Source organism: Bacillus licheniformis DSM 13 = ATCC 14580 (genome assembly GCF_000011645.1).
GTDB classification, from domain to species: domain Bacteria; phylum Bacillota; class Bacilli; order Bacillales; family Bacillaceae; genus Bacillus; species Bacillus licheniformis.
In genome coordinates, this window is record NC_006270.3 from 57,070 (window position 1) to 81,741 (window position 24,672).

General features: G+C 45.7%; 24 protein-coding genes, 2 tRNA genes and 1 pseudogene. All 27 read left to right on the top strand.

Annotated features, from left to right (window positions below):
• Window positions 1-188 precede the first annotated feature (188 nt).
• On the top strand, window positions 189-449 hold the full coding sequence (veg, locus tag TRNA_RS21805; RefSeq protein WP_003178187.1) for a biofilm formation stimulator Veg: 261 nt from the start codon (window positions 189-191) through the stop codon (window positions 447-449).
• A gap of 156 nt (window positions 450-605) precedes the next feature.
• A complete protein-coding gene (locus tag TRNA_RS21810; RefSeq protein WP_003178189.1) occupies window positions 606-791 on the top strand; it encodes a small, acid-soluble spore protein, alpha/beta type in 186 nt (61 codons plus the stop codon).
• A 297-nt stretch (window positions 792-1,088) separates the two neighbouring features.
• On the top strand, window positions 1,089-1,958 hold the full coding sequence (ispE, locus tag TRNA_RS21815; RefSeq protein ID WP_011197465.1) for a 4-(cytidine 5'-diphospho)-2-C-methyl-D-erythritol kinase: 870 nt from the start codon (window positions 1,089-1,091) through the stop codon (window positions 1,956-1,958).
• Between the two features lie 56 nt (window positions 1,959-2,014).
• Window positions 2,015-2,868 (top strand): annotated as a pseudogene (gene purR, locus TRNA_RS21820) (pur operon repressor); the annotation flags it as partial.
• The gene (ridA, locus tag TRNA_RS21825; RefSeq protein ID WP_003178196.1) at window positions 2,866-3,243 is read left to right on the top strand and encodes a 2-iminobutanoate/2-iminopropanoate deaminase; all 378 of its coding nucleotides are present in this window, start codon (window positions 2,866-2,868) and stop codon (window positions 3,241-3,243) included. The pseudogene purR and the gene ridA, both read left to right, overlap by 3 nt.
• A 179-nt stretch (window positions 3,244-3,422) precedes the next feature.
• Window positions 3,423-3,716, top strand: coding sequence for a septation regulator SpoVG (spoVG, locus tag TRNA_RS21830; protein ID WP_011197466.1), 294 nt, complete (start codon window positions 3,423-3,425; stop codon window positions 3,714-3,716).
• Window positions 3,717-4,020: 304 nt separating this feature from the next.
• Window positions 4,021-5,391, top strand: coding sequence for a bifunctional UDP-N-acetylglucosamine diphosphorylase/glucosamine-1-phosphate N-acetyltransferase GlmU (glmU, locus tag TRNA_RS21835; RefSeq protein WP_011197467.1), 1,371 nt, complete (start codon window positions 4,021-4,023; stop codon window positions 5,389-5,391).
• A 20-nt stretch (window positions 5,392-5,411) separates the two neighbouring features.
• Window positions 5,412-6,362, top strand: coding sequence for a ribose-phosphate diphosphokinase (locus TRNA_RS21840; protein ID WP_003178203.1), 951 nt, complete (start codon window positions 5,412-5,414; stop codon window positions 6,360-6,362).
• A gap of 80 nt (window positions 6,363-6,442) precedes the next feature.
• A complete protein-coding gene (locus TRNA_RS21845) occupies window positions 6,443-7,069 on the top strand; it encodes a 50S ribosomal protein L25/general stress protein Ctc (RefSeq protein WP_003178205.1) in 627 nt (208 codons plus the stop codon).
• Window positions 7,070-7,185: 116 nt separating this feature from the next.
• On the top strand, window positions 7,186-7,752 hold the full coding sequence (gene pth / locus TRNA_RS21850) for an aminoacyl-tRNA hydrolase (protein WP_003178208.1): 567 nt from the start codon (window positions 7,186-7,188) through the stop codon (window positions 7,750-7,752).
• Between the two features lie 56 nt (window positions 7,753-7,808).
• Complete coding sequence (locus tag TRNA_RS21855) at window positions 7,809-8,039, top strand: anti-sigma-F factor Fin family protein (RefSeq protein WP_003178210.1); 231 nt, start codon at window positions 7,809-7,811, stop codon at window positions 8,037-8,039.
• A gap of 64 nt (window positions 8,040-8,103) precedes the next feature.
• Entirely contained in the window at window positions 8,104-11,637 is a 3,534-nt protein-coding gene (gene mfd / locus TRNA_RS21860) for a transcription-repair coupling factor (RefSeq protein ID WP_011197468.1), read from the top strand.
• 137 nt (window positions 11,638-11,774) lie between these two features.
• Complete coding sequence (gene spoVT, locus TRNA_RS21865) at window positions 11,775-12,311, top strand: stage V sporulation protein T (RefSeq protein ID WP_003178213.1); 537 nt, start codon at window positions 11,775-11,777, stop codon at window positions 12,309-12,311.
• A gap of 213 nt (window positions 12,312-12,524) precedes the next feature.
• The gene (locus tag TRNA_RS21870) at window positions 12,525-14,117 is read left to right on the top strand and encodes a putative polysaccharide biosynthesis protein (protein ID WP_011197469.1); all 1,593 of its coding nucleotides are present in this window, start codon (window positions 12,525-12,527) and stop codon (window positions 14,115-14,117) included.
• Window positions 14,107-15,576, top strand: coding sequence for a nucleoside triphosphate pyrophosphohydrolase (mazG, locus tag TRNA_RS21875; RefSeq protein ID WP_003178217.1), 1,470 nt, complete (start codon window positions 14,107-14,109; stop codon window positions 15,574-15,576). The genes TRNA_RS21870 and mazG overlap by 11 nt, the downstream gene beginning before the upstream one ends.
• Before the next feature lie 6 nt (window positions 15,577-15,582).
• The gene (locus tag TRNA_RS21880) at window positions 15,583-15,846 is read left to right on the top strand and encodes an RNA-binding S4 domain-containing protein (protein ID WP_003178218.1); all 264 of its coding nucleotides are present in this window, start codon (window positions 15,583-15,585) and stop codon (window positions 15,844-15,846) included.
• Between the two features lie 76 nt (window positions 15,847-15,922).
• Window positions 15,923-16,231, top strand: a complete 309-nt coding sequence (gene yabP, locus TRNA_RS21885; protein ID WP_011197470.1) for a sporulation protein YabP — start codon at window positions 15,923-15,925, stop codon at window positions 16,229-16,231.
• Entirely contained in the window at window positions 16,228-16,854 is a 627-nt protein-coding gene (gene yabQ / locus TRNA_RS21890) for a spore cortex biosynthesis protein YabQ (protein WP_011197471.1), read from the top strand. The genes yabP and yabQ overlap by 4 nt, the downstream gene beginning before the upstream one ends.
• A gap of 16 nt (window positions 16,855-16,870) precedes the next feature.
• Window positions 16,871-17,248: an FtsB family cell division protein gene (locus TRNA_RS21895; RefSeq protein ID WP_003178224.1), complete on the top strand. Its 378-nt coding sequence runs from the start codon at window positions 16,871-16,873 to the stop codon at window positions 17,246-17,248.
• A gap of 79 nt (window positions 17,249-17,327) precedes the next feature.
• A complete protein-coding gene (locus TRNA_RS21900; protein ID WP_003178226.1) occupies window positions 17,328-17,726 on the top strand; it encodes a S1 domain-containing RNA-binding protein in 399 nt (132 codons plus the stop codon).
• Between the two features lie 150 nt (window positions 17,727-17,876).
• A tRNA-Met gene (locus TRNA_RS21905) sits at window positions 17,877-17,950 on the top strand.
• Between the two features lie 10 nt (window positions 17,951-17,960).
• Window positions 17,961-18,032 (top strand) — tRNA-Glu (locus TRNA_RS21910).
• 209 nt (window positions 18,033-18,241) lie between these two features.
• Complete coding sequence (gene spoIIE / locus TRNA_RS21915; RefSeq protein ID WP_009330068.1) at window positions 18,242-20,731, top strand: stage II sporulation protein E; 2,490 nt, start codon at window positions 18,242-18,244, stop codon at window positions 20,729-20,731.
• Window positions 20,732-20,807: 76 nt separating this feature from the next.
• On the top strand, window positions 20,808-21,545 hold the full coding sequence (locus TRNA_RS21920) for a vWA domain-containing protein (protein ID WP_011197472.1): 738 nt from the start codon (window positions 20,808-20,810) through the stop codon (window positions 21,543-21,545).
• The gene (locus TRNA_RS21925; RefSeq protein WP_009330069.1) at window positions 21,514-22,548 is read left to right on the top strand and encodes a protein kinase domain-containing protein; all 1,035 of its coding nucleotides are present in this window, start codon (window positions 21,514-21,516) and stop codon (window positions 22,546-22,548) included. The genes TRNA_RS21920 and TRNA_RS21925 overlap by 32 nt, the downstream gene beginning before the upstream one ends.
• Before the next feature lie 102 nt (window positions 22,549-22,650).
• The gene (tilS, locus tag TRNA_RS21930; RefSeq protein ID WP_011197473.1) at window positions 22,651-24,081 is read left to right on the top strand and encodes a tRNA lysidine(34) synthetase TilS; all 1,431 of its coding nucleotides are present in this window, start codon (window positions 22,651-22,653) and stop codon (window positions 24,079-24,081) included.
• The gene (gene hpt, locus TRNA_RS21935) at window positions 24,065-24,604 is read left to right on the top strand and encodes a hypoxanthine phosphoribosyltransferase (RefSeq protein ID WP_003178236.1); all 540 of its coding nucleotides are present in this window, start codon (window positions 24,065-24,067) and stop codon (window positions 24,602-24,604) included. The genes tilS and hpt overlap by 17 nt, the downstream gene beginning before the upstream one ends.
• Window positions 24,605-24,672 lie beyond the last annotated feature (68 nt).

Here is a 24,672-nt window from a genome sequence, read left to right on the forward strand (position 1 = left end):
CGAAATGTTTTTACCTTTTTTTTAAAAACATACATAATGAAACGAAAAATGAGGAAAATAAGGGAAAGTCGGCGTATAATTTGTCACAAATATTTTATTGACAGAGGCTTATGAACGTTGATATAATTTAAATTTTATTTGACAAAAATGGGCTTCTGGTGTATACTGAATATAGTGAGGTGGATGCAATGGCGAAAACGTTGTCCGATATTAAAAGATCGCTTGATGGACATTTGGGAAAAAGGCTGACGTTAAAAGCAAACGGTGGCCGCCGAAAAACGATTGAGCGTTCGGGCATTTTAGCTGAGACGTACCCTTCTGTTTTTGTGATACAACTAGACCAAGACGAGAATTCGTTTGAAAGAGTTTCATACAGTTATGCGGATATTCTTACTGAGACGGTTGAATTGAGGTTTTCCGATGATAAAACCAGCTCAGTAGCCCTTTAATAAGCAGTGGACTTTATGTTTGCTGCTTTTTGTTTTGCCTTTTTTTATCCAAAATTTTTCGGGGAAGTTCTGCACAAATCGAGCAAAGCTAATACATGTCACTTGTTTTATGATGAGTCAGACGGATGGTATGATACTTGAAAGGGGCTGTTTCGCATGGGCAGACGTCGAAGCATCATGTCAGAGGAATTCAAAAATGAATTGGCTAAAGATCTTGGATTTTACGATACGGTAAAGACCGAGGGCTGGGGCGGAATTCGGGCCAGAGACGCCGGCAACATGGTGAAAAGGGCCATCGAATTAGCCGAACAGCATATGGCTCAAAATCAGCAAAATCATTAAAACAGTGACATACGGGGGACGCTTCTGTCCTCCGTTTTTTTCATTGATCCGTTTTCAGTGTTCAGCCGCTGTAAGCGACCTGGGAATCATGGCGAGGGGCGCATTCGCAATCTGAAGGAATGACCGCATGCCAAAGGCGAGGCATCCTGCGCAGGCGCATGCATTTGTACTTGCGAGGAATGACCGCATGCTAAGAGCGAGGCGTCCTGCCTCAGGCGCATGCATTTGTACGTCCTGTACTTCAAAATATGTTACAATGTGGATACTTATGTTTAGATGGAGAAGTAGGTGAATGGATTGCGTATTTTAGAGAAGGCGCCGGCTAAAATTAATTTGTCGCTCGACGTTCGCCACAAACGTCCAGATGGGTATCATGAAGTAGAGATGGTCATGACGACGATTGATTTGGCGGATCGGGTCGAATTAACAGAGCTGGCAGAAGATAAAGTAACGGTTTCTTCGCATAACCGCTTTGTTCCCGACGATCAGCGAAACCTTGCTTATCAGGCTGCAATGCTCATGAAAGAACGCTACGGCATTAAAAAAGGGGTTTCCATTTTTATTACGAAAGTGATTCCCGTTGCTGCGGGCCTTGCAGGAGGAAGCAGCGATGCGGCTGCCGTCTTCAGAGGATTGAACCGGCTGTGGGATTTGAAGCTTTCGATGAATGAACTGGCTGAGCTTGGCGCTGAGATCGGATCTGATGTCTCCTTTTGCGTACATGGAGGAACGGCTCTTGCAACGGGAAGGGGAGAGAAAATCCGTCATATCGAGACTCCGCCGCACTGCTGGGTAGTGCTGGCAAAGCCGACGATCGGCGTATCAACTGCAGAAGTGTACAAGCAGCTGAAAGTCGACGAGATTGAACATCCGGATGTTCAAGGTATGATTGCTGCGATTGAAGAGAAGAATTTTCAAAAAATGTGTGACAAGCTCGGCAATGTACTCGAATCTGTTACATTGAACATGCACCCCGAAGTCGCGATGATCAAAAATCAAATGAAGCGGTTCGGCGCCGATGCTGTGCTGATGAGCGGGAGCGGCCCCACTGTGTTCGGACTTGTTCAATACGAATCAAAAGTGCAAAGAATCTATAACGGATTAAGAGGGTTTTGCGATCAGGTTTATGCGGTGCGGATGATCGGAGAACAAAATGAACTTGATTAAATCCGTATGTTAAGTTATATTGTTTTTAAAAATATTCGGATTTTGGAGGTAAGTGCATGAAGTTTCGTCGAAGCGGCAGATTGGTGGATCTGACAAATTATTTGTTGACCCATCCGCATGTCTTAGTGCCATTAACCTTCTTTTCAGAACGGTATCAATCTGCTAAATCATCCATTAGTGAAGATTTAACCATCATTAAGCAGACCTTCGAGCAGCAGGGAATCGGAACGCTTCAGACCGTGCCGGGAGCAGCCGGCGGCGTTAAATACATTCCAAAGGTAAAACGCGATGAAGCGGAGGAATTTGTAAAGTCGCTCGGTGAGTCATTGATCGATTCGGAACGGATATTGCCCGGCGGATATTTGTATTTAACCGATATCCTTGGAAAGCCCTCTGTATTAACGAAGGCCGGCAAAATTTTTGCTTCCGCTTTTTCAGACAGGGAGATCGATGTCGTGATGACGGTGGCGACAAAAGGCATTCCTTTGGCATATGCGGTAGCCAGCTACCTTGATGTGCCGACAGTGGTCGTCAGAAAAGACAATAAGGTAACTGAAGGGTCAACGGTCAGCATCAACTATGTGTCCGGATCATCCAACCGCATTCAGACGATGTCTCTTGCAAAACGAAGCTTGCAGACGGGCTCGCACGTTTTGATCATAGACGACTTTATGAAAGCGGGAGGAACGATCAACGGCATGATCAATCTTCTCGATGAATTCAATGCCCATGTAGCGGGCATCGGTGTTCTTGTGGAAGCTCAGGGAGTCAAGGAGCGGCTGGTCGATGAGTATATGTCCCTTTTGACTCTTTCTGAAATCGATATGAAGGAAAAAAAGGTGGAAATACAAAACGGAAATTTTCAGCGTTTTTTTGCAGAAAATGAATAGGAAATGGGGAGTTTGAGATGACAAAGGTTGTTCAGACAAAAGAAGCACCGGCGGCGATCGGACCGTATTCACAAGGAATTGTTGTCAACAATATGTTTTACAGTTCGGGGCAAATTCCGCTGACCCCGTCGGGTGAAATGGTGACTGGAGACATCACAGAACAGACGCACCAGGTTTTCCGCAATTTAAAAGCCGTGCTGAAAGAAGCGGGCGCCTCTCTGGAGACTGTCGTCAAAGCAACCGTGTTTCTGGCGGATATGAATCAATTCACAGAGGTGAATGAAGTTTACGGACAGTACTTCGATACCCACAAACCGGCGAGATCATGCGTTGAGGTGGCGAGGCTGCCGAAAGACGCGCTTGTTGAAATAGAAGTCATCGCATTAGTGAAATAGAAAGAACTCTTAAAAGATGGTTTTGGTCTCAAAATCATCTTTTTTGTTTGGAAAATTTGTCAATTCAGTGTTTTTTTATCCCAATATTACAAAAATATTTTTAATTATGCAGGAAAACAAAAAAAGCCGTTGAATAGTTACACTAATGTTTTTATATTGGGAAAAGGTGGTGAACTACTGTGGAAGTTACCGACGTAAGATTACGCCGCGTGAATACCGATGGTCGCATGAGAGCGATTGCATCCATCACGCTGGATCACGAATTTGTAGTGCATGATATTCGTGTAATTGATGGAAACAATGGTCTTTTCGTTGCGATGCCAAGTAAGCGTACACCTGATGGAGAATTTCGTGATATCGCTCATCCAATCAACTCAAGCACCCGCGGAAAAATTCAGGACGCGGTGTTAAATGAATATCATCGTTTGGGTGACGTTGAGGAAATAGAATATGAAGAAATTGGAGCTTCTTAAAAAAGAAGGGCTTATGGATAAGCCCTTTTTGTTTTGAAAAAAAATGATCTTATCATAATAAAATGACAATATATGGTTTGTGTCTGCGTATAACAGTAGCAGGAAGGTAAAGCATGCGAACTCGGATAACAAAGCGCATGCAGAAGGAATCAATCCGTCTCCCTGATCAGTTAATCCTAAATATGCTCTAAACATCCAAAATATGCTGTCTTGATTTCCCGATTTCTCATTTTGGCTTGCTTGAAATCAACTCATATTTAGGATATATTTTTCTATGGATAATAGGGATAATGGAGGCCAATACATGGATAAGCGGTTTGCAGTTGTGTTAGCAGCTGGTCAAGGAACAAGAATGAAATCAAAGCTATATAAAGTTCTTCATCCTGTTTGCGGAAAACCTATGGTCGAGCATGTTGTCGATGAAGCTCGCAAGCTATCATTAGAAAAACTTGTCACAATAGTTGGACATGGTGCGGAAGATGTCAAAAAACAGCTCGGGGAAAAAAGCGAATATGCCCTGCAGGCTGAACAGCTCGGCACGGCCCATGCCGTCAAGCAGGCCAAGTCGATTCTTGGAAGCGAAAAAGGAACAACAATCGTCATCTGCGGAGATACCCCGCTTTTAACTGCCGAAACGATGGAAGCCATGCTCACGGAGCATCAGAAAAAAGCAGCAAAGGTGACGATTTTAACCGCTGTAGCGGAAGATCCGACAGGCTACGGACGCATTATTCGCAATGAAAACGGCGATGTTGCAAAGATTGTCGAACACAAAGATGCAACAGAAGAGGAAAGGCTTGTCAAAGAAATCAACACAGGCACCTACTGTTTTGACAACGAAGCTCTTTTTCAAACGATCGAGCAGGTTTCCAATGACAACGTACAGGGGGAATATTATCTTCCGGATGTCATTGAGATCTTGAAAAATCAAGGTGAAACTGTAGCCGCTTATCAGACTGTCAACTTCCAGGAAACGCTCGGAGTCAATGACAGAGTCGCCCTATCACAAGCGGAAATCTATATGAAGCAGCGGATCAATAAACGCCACATGCAGAACGGCGTCAGCTTAATCGATCCCGACAACACATACATTTCACCGGAAGCCGTGATCGGCAGGGATACCGTGATTTATCCCGGCACCGTCATTAAAGGGCGGGTTGTTATCGGTGAAGACGCGGTCATCGGACAGAACAGCGAACTGGAAAACAGTACGGTCGGCAGCAGAACGGTCATTAAGCAGTCCGTTATCGTGGACAGTGAAGTCGGCGACGATGTTACAATCGGACCGTTTGCTCATATCAGGCCCGACTCAAAGATCGGCAATGAGGTAAGGATCGGGAATTTCGTCGAAGTGAAAAAATCGGAATTTGGTGATCGCAGCAAAGCATCTCATTTAAGCTACATAGGGGACGCGGAAATCGGAACGGATGTCAATCTCGGCTGCGGGTCGATTACCGTAAATTATGATGGGAAACATAAGTTTAAAACGAAAATTGAAAATGGGGCATTTATCGGCTGCAACTCCAATTTGGTCGCTCCGGTGACAATCGGCGAAGGCGCATACGTAGCTGCGGGTTCAACGATTACCGACGATGTGCCAGGCCGGGCTTTGTCTATTGCCAGAGCAAGACAAGTCAATAAGGAAGACTACGCTGAGAACATACACAAAAAATAATCCTAAATCGGAGGTTTACCATGTCTAAATATGAAGACGACAATTTGAAGATTTTTTCTTTAAACTCAAATCCGGGTCTTGCGAAGGAAATCGCGGATATCGTCGGAGTTGAGCTGGGAAAGAGTTCTGTTAAACGCTTTAGCGACGGTGAAGTCCAAATTAACATTGAAGAAAGCATCCGCGGCTGCGACTGCTATGTCATCCAATCGACTAGCGCGCCGGTGAACGAGCATATCATGGAGCTTTTGATCATGGTGGATGCGCTGAAACGCGCGTCGGCGAAAACGATTAATATCGTGATGCCTTACTACGGCTATGCCCGTCAGGACCGTAAAGCGCGTTCCCGCGAGCCGATCACAGCCAAACTCGTGGCAAATCTGCTGGAAACCGCCGGAGCTACCCGTGTGATTGCACTTGACCTTCACGCGCCGCAAATCCAAGGTTTCTTTGATATACCGATCGATCATTTAATGGGTGTTCCGATTTTAGGAAATTATTTTGAAGAGAAAAATTTCAAGGATATCGTGATTGTGTCCCCTGACCACGGCGGTGTGACCCGTGCCCGCAAATTGGCGGACCGCTTGAAAGCGCCGATTGCGATTATCGACAAACGCCGACCTAAGCCGAATGTAGCCGAGGTTATGAATATCATCGGGCATATCGAAGGAAAAACAGCCATTTTAATTGATGATATTATTGATACTGCAGGAACGATTACGCTGGCGGCCAATGCGCTCGTTGAAAGCGGCGCAGAGGAAGTGTATGCATGCTGTACACATCCGGTTCTTTCCGGTCCGGCGATCGAAAGAATCGACAATTCCAAAATTAAAGAGCTCGTTGTGACCAACAGCATTGAGCTTCCTGAAGAAAAGAAAATCGCGAAATTCAAGCAGCTTTCTGTCGCACCGCTTCTGGCAGAAGCAATTATTCGTGTGCATGAGAAACAATCTGTCAGCTTCCTGTTCGATTAATTTGCTGATTCTGGTTTAAAGTTTTGTCGTTATGGGAATGGTTTTAGAAAGACCAATCTAACGATAGGATGGTGCTGAAAATGGCAATTTTAAAAGCGGAAGAAAGAACGGATTCCAGACGGTCTTCTTTAAGAAGAATTCGGCAATCCGGGTATGTGCCGGGTGTCATTTACGGAAGAAATCTGGAGAACAAATCCGTTGCGTTAGACAGTATCGAGCTTTTAAAAATCTTGCGCGCTGAGGGCAAAAATACGATTATCAACTTGGATATAAACGGTGACCAACACTCTGTTATGGTGACTGAGCTGCAGACGGATCCGTTAAAAGATTCAATCGTACATGCCGATTTTAAAGTGGTTGATATGGAAGCGGAAATGGAGGCGACGGTTCCTGTAAACCTTACGGGTGAAGCAGAGGGCATCAAACAGGGCGGTGTTCTTCAGCAGCCGCTTTACGAGCTGTCTGTCACAGCAAAGCCGAAGAACATTCCGCAGACGATCGAGGTTGATATTTCCAGTCTCGAAGTCAATGATGTTCTAACCGTCGGCGATATTCCGACCAAAGGCGATTATTCATACAACCATGAGCCTGATGAAGTTGTTGCATCCATTCTTCCTCCTCAAAAGCAGGAAGAAACAGAAGCCGAATCAGCTGCTCAAGACGTTGAGGAACCAGAAAAAGGCACTGAAGAGGAAAAAGAAGAATAAATACGTAAGACGTAATCCGCCCGCGGTTACGTCTTTTGTGCTAGAATGAGGGGAAATTAGGATGCTCCCCCTCAGTATGCTGAGGCAGGGTTTTGCTTAAGGGAGGATATAGAATAATGCTTGTGTTTGCAGGATTGGGCAATCCGGGTAAAACATATGAAAATACGAGACACAATGTAGGTTTTATGACGATTGACGAGCTCTCGAAAGAGTGGAACATTCCGCTTGATAAAACAAAGTTCAACGGACAATACGGAATCGGGTTTGTTTCCGGCAAAAAGGTTCTACTTGTTAAGCCGCTTACATATATGAATTTATCGGGAGAATGTTTGAGGCCGCTTTTGGACTATTACGAGATCCCTGTTGACAATTTGAAAGTGATTTACGATGATTTGGATCTTCCGACCGGAAGAATCCGTCTGAGGACGAAAGGAAGCGCAGGAGGCCATAACGGCATCAAATCGACGATTCAGCATCTGGGAACAAGTGAGTTTAACCGGATCAGAATCGGAATAGGCCGTCCGGTAAACGGCATGAAAGTCGTCGATTATGTGCTTGGCGCTTTTACAGATGAAGAAGAGCCGGCGATAAAAGAGGCCGTCAGACAATCGGCCAAGGCCTGTGAAGCTTCTTTGGAAAAACCTTTTTTAGAAGTCATGAATGAATTTAACGCAAAGGTATAAGGCAAAAGGGAACGGAACATACTAGTCTTAAAAAGACTCGGTATGGAGGTTCCTTTATGGCTTTACATTATTATTGCCGGCATTGCGGCGTTAAAGTCGGAAGTCTTGACCATTCTTATGTAAACAGTGAACAGTTAGGCTTTAACCACTTAACAAATGATGAAAGAAACGATATGATTTCTTATATGGATAATGGGGATTTACACGTGAAGACGATATGTGAAGATTGTCAAGAAGCGCTTGAGCGAAACCCGGATTATCACCAATATCATTCATTTATTCAATAGATAGCTTTGGTGTAGAGACTAGACCAAAGCATTTTTCTATTTGAGGAAGAGAGGAGGGGCTCATTTGAACAATATTCAATCCTATATAACAAAAAGCGATGATTTTAAATCCATCGTCAACGGCTTGAACGAAGGGCTGAAGGAACAGCTGCTTGCGGGGCTCTCCGGATCTGCCCGGTCGTTATTTACAGCCGCTCTTACAAAAGAAACGAGACGGCCGGTATTTTTAATTACGCATAACCTTTATCAGGCTCAAAAAATTACAGATGATTTAACAGGGCTGATAAAAGATCAGCCTGTCCTTTTATATCCTGTCAACGAATTGATTTCTTCTGAAATAGCGGTGGCAAGCCCTGAGCTGCGCTCGCAAAGGCTTGATGTCTTAAATAGGCTTGCAAGCGGTGAAACGCCTATCGTTGTTGCTCCGGCAGCAGCCGTCAGAAGAATGCTGCCTCCTGTCGAAGTATGGCAAAACAGTCAGATTCACATTGAGACGGGGCGCGACATTGACACGGAACAGCTGCTCCAGAAGCTCGTTCAAATGGGGTATGAGCGTACAGATATGGTGGCGGCGCCAGGCGAATTCAGCATACGCGGGGGCATTATCGATGTCTACTCTTTGACTGAAGAAAATCCTGTCCGGATTGAATTGTTTGATACAGAAGTTGACTCGATTCGTATATTCAATACGGATGATCAGCGCTCACTGGAAACGCGCGATGAAGTAACGATCGGCCCTGCGAAGGAACTGATCGTGCGGGATGAAGACAGGCAAAGGGCGCTTGAACAAATCGATCAAGGCCTTGCCAACAGCCTTAAAAAGCTGAAGCTCGATAAACAAAAGGAAATTCTCGACCAAAATATCGCGGAAGACAAAGAGCGGCTCAAGGAAGGGCATATCGGCCAGGAAATGGTCAAATACCTTTCTTATTTCTATGAGAAGCCTGCTAGTTTACTAGATTATTTCCCGAAAAATACCTTGCTTATACTAGATGAAATCAGCCGTATTCATGAAATGGAAGACCAGCTGCAAAAGGAAGAGGCAGAATGGATTACGAGCCTGCTTGAAGAAGGGAAAATCCTTCATGATACATCGATGTCATTTCCTTTTCACAGCCTCATTTCAAAACAGTCCCGCCCGATTTTGTATTACTCGCTGTTTTTAAGGCATGTGCAGCACACCAGTCCGCAAAACATCGTCAATGTTTCAAGCAAGCAAATGCAGAGCTTTCACGGACAAATGAATGTGCTCAAAAATGAGATCGAACGGTTTAAAAAATCGAAATATACGACGGTTTTTCTCGGAGACAGCAAAGAGCGCGTCGAAAAACTAGCATCTGTACTGTCCGACTATGACATCGAAGCCGCACAGGCCGACCAGGATGCAGCGCTCGCCCAAGGCCAGATTTACATTATGGAAGGCGGTCTTCAATCCGGTTTTGAGCTTCCGATGATCAAGCTGGCCGTTATCACGGAGGAAGAGCTGTTTAAAAAGCGTGTCAAAAAGCAGGCGCGCAAACAAAAACTGACCAATGCCGAACGGATTAAAAGCTACTCGGAGCTTCAGATCGGCGATTATGTCGTTCATGTAAACCACGGTATCGGAAAGTATTTAGGGATTGAAACGTTGGAGATCAACGGCATTCATAAGGACTACCTGAATATTCACTACCAGGGAAGCGACAAGCTTTACGTACCGGTTGACCAAATTGATCAGGTGCAAAAATACGTCGGTTCCGAAGGTAAAGAGCCGAAGCTTTATAAACTCGGGGGAAGCGAATGGAAACGGGTTAAGAAAAAGGTTGAAAGCTCTGTTCAGGATATCGCCGATGACTTGATCAAGCTCTATGCCGAAAGAGAAGCAAGCAAAGGCTACGCGTTTTCACCCGACCATGAAATGCAGCGTGAATTTGAAGCCGCATTTCCTTATCAGGAGACAGAGGATCAGCTGAGATCGATCCATGAGATTAAAAGAGACATGGAAAAAGAAAGACCGATGGACCGGCTCCTTTGCGGCGATGTGGGCTACGGCAAAACCGAAGTGGCGATCCGCGCCGCTTTTAAGGCGATTGCAGACGGAAAACAGGTCGCGATCCTTGTGCCGACTACGATCCTAGCACAGCAGCACTATGAAACGATATTGGAGCGCTTTCAGGACTACCCGATTAATATCGGTTTGCTCAGCCGGTTCCGGACGAGAAAAGAAGCAAATGAAACGATCAAGGGCTTGAAAAACGGAACGGTAGACATCGTGATCGGCACTCACAGGCTGTTGTCCAAGGATGTCGTATACAAAGATCTTGGTCTGCTTATCATCGATGAAGAACAAAGGTTCGGTGTCACACATAAGGAAAAAATTAAACGCATTAAAGCGAATGTCGACGTTTTGACGTTAACGGCAACTCCGATACCTCGAACCCTTCATATGTCCATGCTTGGTGTCAGAGATTTGTCAGTCATTGAAACGCCTCCGGAAAACCGCTTCCCGGTACAGACGTACGTTGTCGAATACAACGGGGCCTTGGTCAGGGAAGCGATAGAACGCGAGCTGGCCAGAGGCGGTCAGGTTTACTTCCTGTACAACCGGGTGGAGGATATTGAAAGAAAAGCAGAAGAAATCTCGATGCTTGTACCTGACGCCAAGGTGACGTACGCCCATGGAAAGATGACAGAAAACGAACTCGAATCGGTCATGCTGAACTTCTTAGAGGGAGAATCGGATGTACTAGTCAGCACGACGATTATTGAGACGGGCGTTGATATTCCAAACGTCAATACTTTGATCGTATTTGACGCAGACAAGATGGGGCTTTCCCAGCTGTACCAGCTGAGGGGCCGCGTCGGCCGCTCAAACCGTGTAGCTTACGCTTATTTTACGTACCGGAAGGACAAAGTCCTAACGGAAGTGGCTGAAAAAAGGCTTCAGGCGATTAAAGAATTTACAGAACTCGGGTCAGGATTTAAAATCGCGATGCGCGATTTGACGATCCGCGGCGCCGGAAACCTTTTAGGTGCGCAGCAGCACGGGTTCATCGATTCTGTCGGTTTCGATTTATATTCGCAAATGCTCAAGGAAGCAATAGAGGCGCGCAAGGGAGATGCACCGCAAGCTGAAAAGTTTGAGCCGGAAATCGATTTGGAGCTTGACGCATATATTCCGCAGACGTATGTGACAGACGGCAAGCAAAAAATAGATATGTATAAACGGTTTAGAGCGATTTCAACCATTGAAGAAAAGAGCGAGCTTCAAGACGAGATGATCGACCGCTTCGGCGAATATCCGAAAGAAGTAGAATATTTATTCGCCATCGCTGAGGCGAAGGTATATGCCATCAAGGAACGCGTCGAGCTGATCAAACAGGATAAAGACGCCGTCAGACTGACAATTGACGAAAAAGCTAGTGCCGAAATTGACGGTCAAAAACTGTTTGAACTCGGCAGCAAGTACGGCAGACAGATCGGCCTTGGAATGGAAGGGAAGAAATTGAAAATCTCGATTCAAGTGAAAAACCGAAAACCGGAGGAATGGCTGGAAACGCTTCTCGACATATTGAAGGGCCTTCAAAACGTTAAAAAGCAAACGATCGCTTCATCATAAAAATTTGTTGTTTCTCGCGTATATTACATTTGATGTGAAGGATACTAAAACCAATCAAGAGTGGAGAGTGTTACATAAGTACACAGCTCTGTTTATATCCACCAGATATATCATCAAATGAAAGAGAGGCAGCAGAGATGAAAGCAACTGGTATCGTACGTCGAATTGATGATTTAGGCCGGGTCGTGATCCCGAAGGAAATCCGCAGAACTTTGCGCATTCGTGAAGGAGACCCTTTGGAAATATTTGTGGACCGGGATGGGGAGGTTATTTTAAAAAAGTATTCTCCGATCAGCGAGCTCGGCGACTTTGCAAAAGAGTATGCAGATGCGCTTTATGACAGCATGGGCCATTCCGTGCTGATTTGCGACCGGGATGTGTATATCGCAGTATCCGGGGGGTCTAAAAAAGACTATTTAAACAAATCGATCAGCGACATGGTCGAAAAGGCGATGGATCAGCGCACTTCTGTTTTGGACGGAGACGCGAAGACGATTCAGCTTATTGATGGTATTGACGAAGAGGTTGCTTCTTATACCGTCGGCCCGATTGTTGCAAACGGCGACCCGATCGGAGCGGTTGTCATTTTTTCAAAAGACCAGTCAATCGGCGAAGTGGAACATAAAGCGGTTGAAACTGCCGCCGGCTTTTTGGCCCGGCAAATGGAACAATAGGTCTCATTCCTTTTATTTTGACATTCCTGCTCAAACGAGCCGGAATGCCGAAAGTGTTTTTTCTCAGCTTGAATCAGCATCAGCATTGGAACAGCACCTTTTGGGCTGTTCTTTTTTAATTCACACTTGCAGGAGGAGTGCAAGCCCTGAATATGGTATAATAAGCTCGTTTCGTGCGCTTTTTAGAAAGCGCATTGGAAGGAGCTTAAAGGAATGGGGTTTTTAAAGGGCCAAAGACAATTGCTTTGGCAAGGCGCCTTTGTACTTTCATTGGCGGGGATATTATCAAAGATATTAAGCGCTGTATATAGAGTGCCTTTTCAAAATATAGTTGGAGATGTCGGTTTTTATATTTTTCAGCAGGTGTACCCGATGATCGGAATATCTGTCATGCTTGCCACCTCCGGGTTCCCGGTCATCATTTCAAAGTTGCTGAATGATTACGGGTCCGCAAACCGGGCAAAGATTCTCCGCGTGTCTATGCTTTTTTTATCGGCAGTCGGCCTTGGCTTTTTTCTTCTCTTGTTTGCCGGAGCCGGAGCCATCGCAGGGTTTATGGGCGATCCCGACCTTGCCGGGGTGATCCGCGCCGTGTCGTTTTCTTATTTGCTGCTACCGTTCGTATCTTTGTTGAGAGGCTATTTTCAAGGAAGCGAACGGATGCTGCCGACCGCACTTTCTCAAATTGGAGAACAGACACTCCGGGTCGGGGCGATTCTTGTTTTGACATGGTGGCTCGTCAAAAGCGGCTTTTCCTTATATGACGCCGGTGCAGGGGCGGCCTTTGGCTCCCTTGTCGGCGGCCTTGCGGCGTTTTTCATTCTCGCCGTGTTTTGGGCCAAGCGTGAAAAGAAAGCCACTGCCGCCCGGATGGAGGCCGGTACGGGTGATATTTTGAAACAGCTGTGTCTGTATTCGGTTACGATTTGTACCGCCGGCCTCATGCTGATTCTCATCCAGCTCGTCGACGCATTGCACTTGTATTCATTGCTGGCCGGACAAGGAATGGGCGAACTTCAGGCGAAACATACAAAAGGAGTGTATGACAGGGGGCAGCCGCTTTTGCAGCTGGGAACCGTTTTTGCTGCGAGCATTGCGACGGCTCTTGTCCCGTCCCTTACGAAAGCGAAGAAAAAGGGAGAAACTGCAGTGCTGGAGGAAAAGATCCGGTATTCGCTAAAAATGAGCTTTGTCATCGGCACTGGAGCAGCCGCCGGTCTGATTTGTATTTTGGAGCCGGTCAATGTCATGCTGTTTAAAAACAGCGATGGAACGGCTGCGCTCCAAATTTTCAGCGCGTCGATTCTCTTTGCATCGCTGGCGATGACGATGACCGCTGTTTTGCAAGGACTCGGCAATACATGTCTTCCGGCTGTTTCCGTCTGCTGCGGCTTTTTGGTGAAAGCCGTATTGAACGAGCTCCTGATCCCCGGTTTCGGCATTTCCGGCGCCGCTTTTGCGACTATGATGTCATTCGCCGCTGTTGCGGGGCTCAATTTTTTTCAGCTGAAAAGAAAAGGCTGGATTAAGCTGTCGGAATACAGGATAGCGGGTGTTTTGTTGTCGGCTGTGATCATGTCGGCCGCTCTGGCGGTGTGGCTTTTTGCATTTGAAGCGGCCATACCACATAAAAGCAGATGGATCTCAGCGGCGGAAAGTCTTAGCGCCGTTTTCGTCGGCGGCGTTGTCTTTTTGTCCGGTATCTTCACATTGCGCGTGTTTTCAGAAAAAGAACTTGAGCTTGTGCCTTTTGGCAGCAAGCTCCTGACATTAAAACGAGAAAGGGGCGGCAGGCATGGCCGGTAAAATCACGGTAGTCGGCCTTGGGGCAGGCGATATGAATCAATTAACCCTCGGTGTATATAAACGGCTCACACAAGCGGAGGTTCTTTATGTCAGGACGAAAGACCATCCATTAATAGAAGACCTGAAAAAAGAAATAGCGGAGATTCATTTTTTTGATGAGGTCTATGAAAAGCATGATCAATTCGAAGATGTTTACGAGGAGATCGTAGAGCGGCTTTTTGAGGAGGCGAAGCAGGGGGATGTGCTCTATGCCGTTCCAGGCCATCCGTTCGTCGCTGAAAAAACGGTCCAGCTTTTGCTTGAGAGGCGTGGGGCTCATCAGGCCGATGTCGTCGTCGAGGGAGGCCACAGCTTTATTGATGCGACGTTAAATGCTTTGCAGATCGATCCGATTGACGGGTTTCAGTTTGTCGATGCCGTCCGGTTTTCAGCCGACGAAGTCGAGCTCCGTCATCATTTGATTATTTGCCAGGTATATGATCAAATGACGGCTTCAGAGGTCAAACTGACGTTAATGGAAAAGCTTCCTGATGACTATGAAGTCGTCATTGTAACAGCGGCCGGAAGCAGCATGCAAGACATTCGGACAGTGCCTCTTTACGAATTGGACAGAAGCGTGGGCATCAATAATTTAACGAGCGTCTATGTGCCGCCTGTCAAAGACGAAGAGATTCTCCACCAGGAATTTTCGATGTTCCGCAGTGTCATCAGAAAGCTGCGCGGACCGGACGGTTGCCCTTGGGACCGAAAACAAACCCATGAGTCGCTCAAAAAGTACTTAATCGAGGAATGCTATGAGGTGCTAGAGGCGATTGATGAAGAAGATCCCGACCACTTAGTAGAGGAGCTTGGCGATGTGATGCTCCAAGTTCTTCTGCATGCGCAGATCGGCGAGGATGACGGCCTTTTTACAATTGACGATGTGATTCGCGGCATCACCGCAAAAATGATCAGAAGGCATCCGCACGTCTTCGGAGAGGTCTCTGTTCGTGATGAGGCCGACGTCATGGTAAACTGGGAAGAGATCAAGAAGCAGGAGAAACAAGCGGACGATAAATCCCTCCTCGACGATATTCCAAAGCCGCTTCCTGCTTTGTCAAAAGCGAACAAGCTTCAGAAAAAGGCGGCAAAGACCGGGTTCGACTGGTCGAATGTCCAGGATATTTGGGATAAAGTCCAGGAGGAAATGAAAGAATTTTCTTCAGAAATTTCCGAAGCCGAACAGCACAGCAAAAAAATGAAAGAAGAGTTCGGCGACCTTTTATTCGCGCTCGTCAATATCGGCCGGTTTTATAAAATTGAACCGGAAGAAGCCCTCGCGATGACAAACGCCAAGTTTTACAGAAGGTTCACATATATTGAACAATCTGCAAAGCGCATGGGCAAGGATCTGGAAAGTATGACGCTTGAAGAAATGGACGAACTGTGGAATGAAGCGAAAGGCATTGAAAGGAGCTGACAAGCGATGAGACTCGACAAATTTCTCAAAGTATCAAGGCTGATTAAAAGACGGACGCTTGCAAAAGAAGTGGCTGACCAGGGAAGAATTTCGATCAATGGCCAGCAGGCCAAAGCAAGCTCTGTTGTCAAAGCGGGGGACGAGCTTGCGGTGCGTTTCGGCCAAAAACTTGTAACCGTCAAAGTCAATGAATTGAAGGATACGACAAAAAAAGAAGAAGCCGCTGATATGTATACCGTTCTCAAAGAGGAGAAGCTGGGAGGAGAATAGGCTTGTTCTAAAAAAATCCCCCGTCTCATACAATGCAGTATCGAATCTTTAGTATGAGGATATGGGGGATGAATCGATGAATGTATATTATGATCAGCACAACCCTTCCGGCGGGGCATCTGGTCCTGAACATAATGTGACGATGAAGGGCCGCAAGCTTCTGGATATATCCGGTGTCAAGCAGGTCGAGAGCTTTGACAACGAGGAATTTTTACTTGAGACGGTAATGGGCATGCTTGCAGTCAGAGGCGAAAACCTGCAGATGAAGAATCTCGATGTGGAAAAAGGCGTTGTCTCCATCAAGGGAAGAGTGCTTGATCTCGTCTATTTGGATGAGCAGCAGGGGGAGAAAGCTAAAGGATTTTTTAGCAAGTTGTTTAAATGACGCTGACCACACAGTTCTATACGATGCTGGCCATGGCCGGAATGGGGGCATGGCTTGGCGCTTCCCTTGACACCTATACCCGTTTTGTCGTTCGCTCGAAAACAGCAAGGTGGCTGTTGTTTCTCCATGACTTTTTGTTTTGGGTAGTACAAGGCCTCCTTTTTTTCTATGTTTTGCTGAGCGTGAATGAAGGGGAATTCCGAATTTATATCTTTCTGGCGGTCATGCTTGGTTTTGCCGCTTATCAGAGCCTTTTTAAGCAGGTCTATATCAAGCTTTTGGAATGGATGATTTCCTTTTTTATATTCATCTCCAGGCTGGTCTCAAAGATGATGCGGATGATGGTGTTTCGGCCTGTTGTATGGACGTTTCAAGCCATTTTAGCCATCATTCTCTTTACAATGAGAAATATCTATGTTCTTTTTCGTTTTTTTGCGGTATGTTTATATAAGATATTAAAATTTGCAGGATACCCGATTTATTTTATACTATATCAATGCTGCAGGCTTCTTCCCGCCCCGGTTCGGGGATTGTTGAGACGCTTTTTGCAAAAAGGAGCAGGATTTTTCGAAAAGGGGAAGAAACTATTCATAACAATTAAGGCAAAACTTTTAAAAAAATGAAGGGAGGCCGTCTGGAATGAATGATCCTACAAGACGCAACATATCGCAAATACAGAACGAATACAAAGAGCAGATGGAGCGAAAACAGCAGCAGCTGAAAAGAAAAAGACGCGGTCTATACAGACGGTTGATGGTTTTCGGCGCCGTTGTGCTGCTGTCGGCGATTGTGATTGTCAGCTCGCTCTGGTCGCAGACTTCGGATATCAGCGCGAAGCAAGAGAAGAAAGCTGAGCTTTTGAAACAATTGGAACAGCTGGAAGCAAAAAAATCGGATTTGAAAGATGAGATTGTGAAATTAAAGGACGAGGACTACGTTGCAGAGCTTGCCAGAAAGGATTACTACCTCTCAAAGGATGGCGAAATCATCTTCAAGTTTGAAGATAAGAGCAAGTAGCCTTGTTGACACTTAATTTTTTCTTTATGTATAATTAAACAAATGATCTTTTTTAAGTCTAAGGAGGAGCACTTTTTTTATGTCGATTGAAGTTGGCAGCAAGTTGCAAGGGAAAGTAACAGGTATTACAAATTTCGGAGCGTTTGTTGAACTGCCTGGAGGATCAACAGGTCTTGTTCATATCAGCGAAGTAGCCGATAACTACGTGAAGGACATTAATGATCATCTGAAGGTCGGTGATCAAGTAGAAGTTAAAGTTATTAATGTTGAGAAAGATGGGAAAATCGGCTTATCGATCAAAAAGGCTGTAGACCGTCCTCAATCATCAAGACCTGCGAGACCTAAAAATGATTTCCGCTCTAAAGAAACGTTTGAACAGAAAATGAATAAGTTTTTAAAAGACAGTGAAGATCGCTTATCGTCTCTAAAACGCAACACGGAATCAAAACGTGGAGGGCGCGGAGCAAGAAGAGGTTAACTTGCTGCTTTCTATATAAACGAAAGGCATTCGTCTTATCCCAACGGATGCCTTTTTATTTTCTAATAAAATTTTTATTAAAATTTCTATTGACGGATAGGGCAATCCTTTGTAATATAGAACTTGTGCGTTAAAAGAAATCAACAACATGGCGGTGTAGCTCAGCTGGCTAGAGCGTACGGTTCATACCCGTGAGGTCGGGGGTTCGATCCCCTCCGCCGCTACTTATATGAAGGCCCGTTGGTCAAGTGGTTAAGACACCGCCCTTTCACGGCGGTAACACGGGTTCGAATCCCGTACGGGTCATTCCGGAAACCGGCTTCTTCTGAAGCCGGTTTTTTGCTGCATAAAAATATGCAAAATAACGGGAATGGACTCGACTTATCAAGAGTGATTGAAGCATGCTACAAAAAGCGTCGAACAGTTCTTTGAATTCGTTACCTTCTTTTGACAAAATCCTATTTCATCTTTCGCTATAATGGCAAGCAACGAATAAACGAGTGGGAGATGAGAGCATGGAAAAAGCGGAAAGAAGAGTGAACAGCCCAATAGCTGGACCTGCTGTTCAAAAATTGTATTCATGGTTTGGCAGCATGACGAAGCTTATGATGCAGCATTTATATTCCCTCTTTTTTTATAAAGGGCTGATCTATATGGTCATCGGTTTTTTATTGGGACGAGCCTTCATTCTGTCAGAGGTCATTCCCTTTGCTCTTCCATTTTTCGGAGCGATGCTTTTAATCAAAAAAGATAAAGCTTTCCTTGCATGCCTGGCGCTTCTTGCCGGAGCTCTGAGCATATCGCCTCAGCATTCGCTGTTCGTGCTTGCGGCTCTGTTTGCATTTGCGATATGTTCAAAAATGACGTCCCTTATTATAAAAGACCGTGTCAGAACGCTGCCTGTCGTCGTCTTTTTGGCGATGGCTGTGACAAGATGCGGATTCGTATATGCCGAATACGGAACGGTTTCAGGTTATCACTATATTATGGCTTTCGTTGAAGCCGGATTATCGTTTATCCTCACATTGATTTTTCTGCAAAGCCTGCCGATTGTCACATCAAAGCGGGCGAAACAGTCGCTGAAAATTGAAGAGATCATTTGTTTTATGATTTTAATCGCTTCCGTTCTCACGGGCTTGACAGGCGTTTCATTTCAAGGCATGCAGGCTGAACTGATATTGGCCCGTTATGTCGTGCTCGCTTTCGCGTTCATCGGAGGCGCAAGCATCGGCTGTACAGTCGGGGTTGTGACCGGGCTGATTCTCAGCCTCTCAAACATCGGCAATTTATATCAGATGAGCCTGCTGGCTTTCTCAGGCCTTCTCGGCGGTTTGCTAAAAGAAGGAAAAAAGTTCGGCGCAGCGGTCGGCTTATTGATTGGATCTCTATTGATTTCTCTGTACGGAGAAGGTTCGGCTGAATTAGTGCCGACGCTTTATGAATCTCTGATTGCAATCGGCCTGTTCCTTTTAACCCCTCAGTCGATTACGAAAAAAGTGGCCAAGTATATACCTGGAACGACTGAGCACGCCCAGGAACAGCAGCAGTATGCAAGGAAAATCCGCGATGTCACCGCCCAAAAAGTCGATCAGTTTTCGAACGTTTTTCACGCTTTATCCGAAAGCTTCGCTACCTTTTATCATTCAGCTCCGGACGATGAAGGAAAAGAAAAAGAGATCGATCTGTTTTTGAGCACGGTGACAGAACATTCCTGTCAGTCATGCTATAAGAAAAACAAGTGCTGGGTTCAGAACTTTGATAAAACATATGATTTGATGAAACGGGTTATGCAGGAAACGGAAGAAAAGCAATATTTTAAAAACCGCAAGCTGAAAAAGGAGTTTCATCAGCACTGCTCCAAATCAAAGCAAGTAGAAGCGCTGATTGAAGACGAGCTGACTCATTTTAGGGCGAACCAGACATTAAAACAAAAGGTGCATGACAGCAGACGTCTCGTTGCAGAGCAGCTTCTCGGCGTTTCTCAGGTTATGGCGGACTTTTCTCGGGAAATAAAAAGGGAAAGGGAGCAGCATTTTATTCAAGAAGAGCAAATTCGGGATGCGCTGCAGCACTTCGGCATCGAGATTCAGCAAGTCGAAATATACAGCCTTGAGCAGGGAAACATCGATATTGAAATGAGTATCCCGTATTGCAACGGCCATGGAGAGTGTGAAAAAATCATCGCTCCGATGCTGTCCGATATTTTGGAAGAACAAATTATCGTCAAAGCAGAACAGTGCGCCGGCCATCCGAATGGATATTGTCATGTTGCCTTCGGTTCGGCGAAGTCATACAGGGTGGTGACAGGAGCCGCGCATGCAGCAAAAGGCGGAGGGCTTGTCTCCGGCGACAGCTACAATATGATGGAGCTCGGCACCGGCAAATATGCCGCCGCCATTAGCGATGGTATGGGAAATGGCGCAAGGGCCCATTTTGAAAGCAATGAGACGATCAAGCTGCTGGAAAAGATTCTTCAGTCGGGCATCGACGAAAAAGTGGCGATTAAAACGATTAACAGCATTCTTTCATTAAGGACAACAGATGAAATTTATTCGACATTGGATTTATCGGTCATCGATCTTCAGGATGCGAGCTGCAAGTTTTTGAAAATCGGCTCCACCCCGAGCTTTATTAAAAGAGGCGATCAAATTATAAAAGTGCAGGCCAGCAATCTGCCGATCGGCATCATTACAGAATTCGATGTCGATGTTGTCAGCGAGCAATTAAAAGCGGGAGACCTTTTGATCATGATGAGCGACGGAATCTTTGAAGGGCCGAGACATGTGGAAAATCATGATCTGTGGATGAAGCGCAAATTGAAATCGCTGAAAACCGAGGAGCCGCAGGAAATCGCCGACTTAATCATGGAAGAAGTGATCCGGACAAGGTCGGGTCTGATTGAGGACGACATGACGGTGATTGTCATCAAGCTGGACCATAATACGCCAAAGTGGGCCTCCATTCCGGCGCCGGCTTTTTTCCAAAAGAATCAAGAGATTTCTTAGCATTCGTATAAATCAAATTTCTTCTGGCGATGATGGAACTAAATCAAGATATCTTTGTCCAGGAGGAATAAAAACGATGAAAAAGGGGCATTTGAATCAAATCCTGCTTTTGACGGACGGCTGTTCAAACCGCGGCGAAGACCCGCAGGCCATGGCTGCCTTTGCGAAAGAGCAGGGAATTACCGTGAATGTGATTGGGATTATGGACGAGCATGAAATGGATCAGGAGGCGATGAAAGAAGTCGAAGGGATCGCTCTCGCAGGCGGAGGAGTTCACCAGGTGGTTTACACGTCGCAGCTGTCGCAGACCGTTCAAATGGTGACAAAAAAGGCGATGACGCAAACCCTTCAAGGCGTGGTCAACAGTGAGCTCAAACAAATTCTCGGCAAGCATACCGAAATGGATGAACTGCCTCCTGATAAACGCGGTGAAGTCATGGAAGTCGTTGACGAGCTTGGTGAGACCGTGCATCTTCATGTACTGGTTCTTGTCGATACAAGCGCAAGCATGAATCCGAAGCTTCCGACCGTTAAAGAAGCGTTGATAGATCTTTCCATCAGTCTCAATTCAAGAATCGGCGAAAACGAATTTGCGATGCTTATATTTCCCGGGAAAAAACAAGAGGTCGAACTTGTGCTCGATTGGACCCCGAAGTTTGAATCTCTTTCTTCAATATTTTCCAAGCTTTCAGCCGGTGGCATTACACCGACAGGACCCGCAATACGAGAGGCGATTCAGCATTTTAACAAAATCGGCTCAAGAAGGAGAATGTTAGAAGACGATGAAAAACGCTTCGACGAGTTTGGCGGCTAGTCTAAAGCCGGGTGCAGCCGTTGTTGGAAAGTGGAACAATCATTCCTACAAGATCATCAGACAGCTTGGAAAAGGGGCAAATGGGGTTGTTTATCTGGCCGATTCAAGAAAGGGCCGGGTTGCATTAAAAGTGAGCGATGACAGCCTGTCCATTACCTCGGAAGTGAATGTTCTGAAATCTTTCTCAAAGGCCCAGGCAAAAGCAATGGGGCCTTCTTTTTTTGATGTGGATGACATGATGGTTACAGGCACCGGCAAAAAACTTTCATTTTATGTCATGGAATATATTGAAGGTCCGCTTCTTTTAAGATATGTAAACGAAAAAGGCGAGGAATGGACTCCGGTGCTGATCAGCCAGCTTCTCTCAAGCCTGTCGGCGATTCATCGCGAAGGATGGGTGTTTGGAGATTTAAAGCCCGAGAATTTAATCGTGACGGGTCCTCCGCCGCAAATCCGCTGCATTGATGTGGGCGGGACGACAAAAGAGGGCCGGGCAATTAAGGAATATACGGAGTTTTTTGACAGAGGCTATTGGGAATTCGGCACTCGTAAGGCTGAGCCGTCGTATGACCTGTTTTCAGTCGCCATGATTATGGTGAACTGTGCGGTGAAAAAAGAATTCAAGAAGACAGCAAGGCCTCAGGAGCAGCTCATGTCAGTCATTGACGGACATCCGTTTTTAAAACGGTATAAACCGGTTCTTGCTTCTGCTTTAAAAGGAAGCTATCGAACAGCTGATGAAATGAAGGGAGATCTTCTGGAAATCGGCCGGCCGCCACGAATGCAAAGCAGCCGCCAGTCGAGAACAGCCCGTTCCTCATCGGCATCTGCCCCGTCGCAAGGCCTGCGGCATAAGCGGGGGACGCCTCAGCAGCAAAGGTTAAGGAGCGGGCGCAGAAAGCAAAGAAACCCTTCTAAATCCGGCGGTGTTTTTGAAACGCTGTTGATCGTCGTAAGCGTTCTTGCCCTTTACTTTGCGTATATCGTTCTCTTTTTTATTTAGCTGTGCATTCTCGGCGGATAGCTCTTCTTTGCAGGGACCGATTGAAAGTGTTAGGATATTTATATCTTTTGAAATACACCCTGCTCTTAGTGGGAGGACATTGTGAAAAGTATTGAAGATTTCATGAAAAAATACGAACTGTCATTTGATGGAGTGACGCTGATTGCAGGTGTCTCCGGCGGACCTGATTCGATGGCGCTTTTGCATGCTCTGCACCATACGGTTCCCGCTTCTGCAACGCTGATTGCCGCACACGTCGATCATATGTTCAGAGGCGAAGAGTCCGAGCGTGATATGCGGTTCGTTCAGGACTACTGCGAGGCGGAAGGCATACAATGCGAGGCGGTGCAAATCGATGTCCTGGCATTTGCCGCTGAAAACAATCTGAATAAACAGGCTGCTGCGAGAGAATGCCGGTATGCGTTTTTTCAAGAGTTAATGAAAAGGCACCGGGCCGAATACCTGGTTCTGGGTCATCATGGAGATGATCAGGTGGAGACGATGCTGATGAAGATGGCAAAAGGCACTGTCGGAATCGGGCTTGCCGGAATTCAGCCAAAGCGCCGTTTTGACAGCGGCTGGCTGCTCAGGCCGTTTCTGAAGCTGTCAAAGGATGATCTTTTGGCTTACTGCAAAGAGAATCGAATACCGTTTAGAACCGATCCGAGCAACAGTGAGGATGATTACACCAGGAACCGGTTCAGGCACCATGTTCTCCCTTTTCTGAAGAAAGAGTCGGAAGATGTCCATAAAAGGTTTCAATCCGTCAGTGAATTCCTGACAGAAGACGAATTATACTTACAGGCATTAACGAAAGACAAAATGAATACAGTAATCACAAGCAAGTCAAGTTCAGGCGTGGAAATCAGCATCGAACGACTTCTTGCGCTCCCTATGCCTTTACAAAGAAGGGGAGTTCATCTAATATTAAACTATCTTTATGAAAACGTTCCATCAGCGTTTTCAGCCCATCATATTCAAGTGTTTCTGGATTGGATTTCACAAGACGGACCATCCGGTTCCCTTGATTTTCCGAATGGGTTAAAAGTCGCAAAATCTTATCATACATGTTTGTTTACATTTCAGCGTTTACAATGTGAAAATGTTTCCTATCATTATGAAATAAGCGGGGCAGGCGAAGAAGAACTGATACTTCCCGGCGGCTCCTCCCTTCATGTGAGCGGACCCGGTTCAACCCGGAAGCTGCAAGGAAATGATGTTTTTGCAACAAGTCCCAAGCAGGTTCAGTTTCCCCTTTACGTACGGACAAGGCAAAACGGAGACCGAGTCAAACTTAAAGGGATGAACGGCTCAAAAAAGGTTAAAGATATATTTATTGATGAAAAAGTGCCTCTTTCAAAAAGAGACAGCTGGCCCATTGTAACAGACGCGGTTGGAAACATTATCTGGATACCTGGTCTGAAAAAAACCATTTTTGAGGAACTTGATGTTACAAACAACGATCGCATTGTATTACAATATAGACAGCATGAAAAGTGTAGGGGGCTAGCAAAGAATGAAACAGGATATTGAAAATATCTTGATCTCGGAAGAAGAGATCCAAAAGAAAGTCAAGGAGCTGGGCGCGACTCTGACAGAAGAGTACAGCGGCAAGTTTCCGCTGGCAATCGGTGTGTTAAAAGGAGCCATGCCGTTTATGGCTGATCTTTTAAAGCATATTGATACATATCTGGAAATGGATTTCATGGATGTATCAAGCTACGGCAGTTCCACGGTTTCTTCCGGAGAGGTGAAAATCATAAAGGATTTGGACACATCTGTAGAGGGCCGTGACATCTTAATTATTGAGGATATCATCGACAGTGGGCTGACCTTGAGTTATCTTGTAGAGCTTTTCCGATACCGCAAAGCAAAATCGATTAAGATCGTAACCCTTCTTGATAAACCAAGCGGACGAAAAGCGGATATCAAAGCGGATTACGTCGGCTTTGAAGTTCCCGATGCTTTCGTTGTCGGATACGGTCTCGATTATGCTGAACGCTATCGTAATCTTCCGTACATCGGAGTGCTGAAACCTGCGGTTTATGAGAGCTGATACGGGCTTGTCAGCGAAAGGGATATCTGTTGTATTGGAACGATTTTCTATGATACTATTGAACATAG